Origin of the sequence: Arthrospira sp. PCC 8006 (genome assembly GCF_046480465.1) — a bacterium.
Classification (GTDB): domain Bacteria; phylum Cyanobacteriota; class Cyanobacteriia; order Cyanobacteriales; family Microcoleaceae; genus Limnospira; species Limnospira platensis.
Genome location: NZ_PKGG01000554.1, coordinates 1 through 447 on the forward strand (window position 1 = coordinate 1; position 447 = coordinate 447).

Genomic DNA, 447 nt, shown 5'->3' on the forward strand with positions numbered 1-447 from the left:
CCCGTTGGTGGATTTACTGTCCACAAGTAATCCAACGTACTTAAGCTATCAAAAAAGGCGGGTCTATGGATAGAATCCTGCCAAAAATCAATACGAGTGGGACCGCAATAATCCAATGATGGGGGCGCCACGACAAAAGGTTGCCCAATGATATTAAAGGTGGTATCGGTGGTAGCGCTGTCGCAAGCATTTATTTTTAGCAAGCTAACGGTATAGGTTTCGATTTCATCAAAAGTCAAATGGATACTTTTTTGGTCGAAACCTCCTGAGTCTAGCGACCAACCTGTTTGGGGTTCTATACTCCATTCCCATCGGTTGTCCATACATCCGGTAGAATCTGCTCCCATATCCGAAAACGAAAGTGGAAAGCTTTTGCAAAAAGAACTGTCTTGTGGAAAACCTAGTTGGCTGCTGCTGACCCGCCAGAGGACCCTCCGGGAACTCTGG

At 46.1% G+C, this 447-nt stretch carries 1 protein-coding gene; it reads right to left on the minus strand.

The window, feature by feature from the left end; genetic code table 11:
* A partial coding sequence (locus tag B9T16_RS29340; RefSeq protein ID WP_410246462.1) for a hypothetical protein occupies positions 1-239 on the minus strand: 239 nt, incomplete at its 3' end.
* Positions 240-447 lie beyond the last annotated feature (208 nt).